The organism is Micromonospora sp. M51 (assembly GCF_018070305.1).
Taxonomy (GTDB): Bacteria; Actinomycetota; Actinomycetes; order Mycobacteriales; family Micromonosporaceae; genus Micromonospora; species Micromonospora parva.
This window is the reverse complement of sequence record NZ_JAGPXZ010000697.1, coordinates 1-3,197: the sequence shown is the minus strand read 5'-3', so window position 1 is coordinate 3,197 and position 3,197 is coordinate 1. Positions and strand designations below refer to the sequence as shown.

Here is a 3,197-nt window from a genome sequence, read left to right as displayed (position 1 = left end):
GGATCCCGGTGAGCAGGTACGGGCTGACCGCCGCCCGGCCCCGGGCCGCGCGGGCCAGCACCTGCGACTCCAGGGTGGCCATCCCGCCGACCCCGCCGACGATCACACCGATCCGGTCGGGATCGACGTCGCGGCCCACCTCGATGCCGGCGTCGGCGAGGGCGTCGGCGGCGGCGATCAGGGCGAGCACGACGATCCGGTCCAGGACCCGGGCCTCCGGCCCGGACGCGACGGTACGCGGGTCGATGTCGGGCAGCACGCCGGCGACATCCAGCGACTCCCGCGCCGGGTGCCCCTCGGCCGGACGGGTCAGCCCGGACCGGCCGGTGGTCAGGGCGTCGAAGGTCTCCTCGACCCCCCGCCCGACCGGGGTGAACAGTCCCATCCCGGTGATCAGCGCGGTCACGAACGCGCCTCGGTGAGGTAGCGCTCCCGCAGGACCACCTTGCGGACCTTGCCGGTCACGGTTACCGGGATGTCGGCGGAGCGCACCGGCACGACCCGGCGCAGGGTGGCGCCGACGTCGGCACCGAGGGCGGCGCGGACCCGCTCGGTGCGGTCCTGCGCCTCGTCCGCACCGGCGGCCAACTCCAGCAGCACGTCGGTGACCACCACCCCGGCCTCGGCGACGATCACCACTGTGCAGTCGGTGACGTCCGGGCAGGCGGCGAGGATCCGCTCCTCGGACAGCGCCGTGTAGAAGCGCCGCCCGTCACCCGCGTCGACCGAGTCCACCGCCCGGTCCAGGTGGTAGTAGCGGCCGTCGGCGTCGGCGCGAACCAGGTCACCGGTGAGGTACCAGCCGCGCTGGCGGAAGCGGTAGGTGGTGACCGAGTCGTTCCAGTAGCCCCGGAACAGCGACGGCGAGTCGATGCCCAGGAAACCCACCTCGCCGACCGGCACCGGCTCACCGTCGGCGTCGAGCACCGCGACTGTGGCGAACTGGTACGGGCGGCCGATGCACCGGCCGTACCGGTCGGTGTCGGCGCGGTGGGTGATGTGGAACATCGAGTGCCCCATCTCGCTGGAACCCAGCCCGTCGATGAAGACCGACCCGGGCACCTTCGCCACCCCGTCACGGGTGACGGTGTCGTGCCAACCGACCGCCACGAGGCGGCGGATGTGCGGCTCGTGCGAGGCGTCGCCGGTGTTGAACCACAGCCGCACCGAGTCCAGGTCGTACCCGGACAGGTCGAAGCGGGCCAGCTCCGCCCAGGTGACCGAGAAGCCGAACACCCCGTCGGGGCGCCAGCGTTGGATCGCGTCCAGCACCTGCTCGCCGCCCTGCTCGGACAGCAGGAACATCTGCGCGCGGTTGCCCAGCGCCTGGTTGACCATCAGCACCGTCGCGGTGTGCGGTGCGGGCAACGCGTTGAGGATCCGGGTGGTGCCCTGCGCCTGCGGCATGGTGAGCAGGTGCCGGGTGGCCGCGAAGAGGCTGGCGTGTGAGTGCAGCACCGCCTTGGGCACCCCGGTCGTCCCGGAGGTGTGGGTGATGACGATCGGGTCGTCCGGGTGGTGCCGGTAGTGCGCCGGCGCGGCGGCCGGGTCGCCCGTGCCGGCCTGCGCGGGGGTGCCGAGCAGCGGCACGCCCAGGTCGTGCCCGGCCAGCAGCGCGGTGTGCGCGTCGTCGGCCAACACCCCGACGCCCCGCAGACGGCGGATGTACTCGGCGGCGATCTCCGGGCGGAGCTTGCCGTTCATCAGCGCCGGGATCGCGCCGAGGCGGGCCAGCGCCAGGAAGCTGAGCACCATGTCGGCGGCGGCGGTGGCCCAGACGGCGACCGGGTCGCGGGGGCGTACCCCGTGTTCGTGCAGCCAGGCGGCGCGGGCGGCGACCCGTTCGTCGAGCCGCCCCAGCGTCAGTGGCGTCTCGGCGGGGTGCCCGTCGACGGCGGTGTCGAAGGTCAGGCCGGGCCCGTCCGGGTCGGCGCCGTGCGCCAGCACCCGGGCCAGGACGTTGCCCGCCCCCAGTTCGGTGTCGGCGGCCAGTGCGCCGCGCAGTCCCCGTTTCCTCATGGTCGTGCTCCTCCCCCCAGCAGCACCGCGACCGCCTCGGTCGGCCCGTCGGGTGCCTGTTCGATCAGGATCAGCAACACCTCGTCGGCGTCACCGTCGTCGCGTAGCAGGTCGGCCTCGGCGACACCGTCGATGTACGGGTCGCCGGTCGGGCTGAGACAGACCACCGGACCGCGCAGGCCCCACCGGGCGGCGATGTGCCCGGCGACGCTGTTGGGCACGGACTGGAAGAAGAACAGCGGGCCGACCCGCCCGCCGGCCTCGACGGTCGCCCGTACGTGTCGGGCGCTGGCCAGGTCGCCGCTGGCGCTGACCAGCACGATCCCCGTGCGCACCTCGGGTGGCACCTGCTGGGTGCCGTACCCCCGCCGTAGGCACCGCTCGGCGACAGCCACCACCACCGGCGCGAAGTCCGAGTGCACGAACCCCGGCACCCCCGCCACGCCGCCCTCGTCCCCGACCTCCGGCCACCAGGCCCTCGCCCGCTCCCCCGCCCTCGCCCTCGCCCTCTCCCCCGGCGATCTTGAAGTTTCGGTCGTCGTTTCGGGCGCTTGGTCGGATTCGTCGGGACAGAAAGTGCACGATCGCGGGGAGTTGGCGGCGGTCATCCGACGCCGACCAGGAGCGCGGTGTTGGCGCCACCGAAGGCGGCGTTGAGGGTGAGGGCGTGGGTTGCCGTCGTGCGGCGTGGAGCGGTGGTGATGACGTTGAGTGGGCACGCCTCGTCGGGGCCCCGCCAGCCGGCGTTGACCGGCAGCTCACCGTGGCGCAGCGCGAGGGCGGTGACCACCAGTTCGAGCAGCCCGGACGCCTCCAACGCGTGCCCGTGCACCGACTTCGTGGAGCTGACCGGGACCTCGGTGGCGCGCCCGCCGAGGGCCCGGCGCAGTGCGGCCGCCTCGGCGGCGTCGCTCTGCGCGGTGCCGGTGGCGTTGGCGTTGACGTAACCGACGGCCTGCGGTGTCAGCCCGGCCCGGCGCAGCGCGCCGCCGACCGCGCGGGCCAGCCCGGTGCCGCCGGGCTCCGGCTGGCAGGGGTGGAACGCGTCACCGGCCCGTCCCCAACCGGCCACGGTGGCCACCGGATCGGCGCCACCGCGTCGTCGGCCGCTGCTCGACTCCAGCACGACCGCGGCCACGCCGTCGCCGAGCAACAGCCCCCGCCGGCCGGCGCTGAAC

General features: G+C 74.4%; 3 protein-coding genes and 1 pseudogene. All 4 read right to left on the bottom strand.

Annotated elements, in window-relative coordinates; translation table 11 throughout:
- On the bottom strand, positions 1-406 hold a 406-nt coding region (locus tag KBX53_RS27295), incomplete at its 3' end, for a beta-ketoacyl synthase N-terminal-like domain-containing protein (RefSeq protein WP_309140866.1).
- Positions 403-2,019, bottom strand: coding sequence for a class I adenylate-forming enzyme family protein (locus KBX53_RS27290; protein ID WP_210862406.1), 1,617 nt, complete (start codon positions 2,017-2,019; stop codon positions 403-405). The genes KBX53_RS27295 and KBX53_RS27290, both read right to left, overlap by 4 nt.
- A complete protein-coding gene (locus tag KBX53_RS27285; protein ID WP_309140865.1) occupies positions 2,016-2,462 on the bottom strand; it encodes a beta-ketoacyl synthase chain length factor in 447 nt (148 codons plus the stop codon). Before KBX53_RS27285 ends, KBX53_RS27290 begins: the two co-directional genes overlap by 4 nt.
- A gap of 161 nt (positions 2,463-2,623) precedes the next feature.
- A pseudogene (locus tag KBX53_RS27280) lies at positions 2,624-3,197 on the bottom strand (beta-ketoacyl-[acyl-carrier-protein] synthase family protein); the annotation flags it as partial.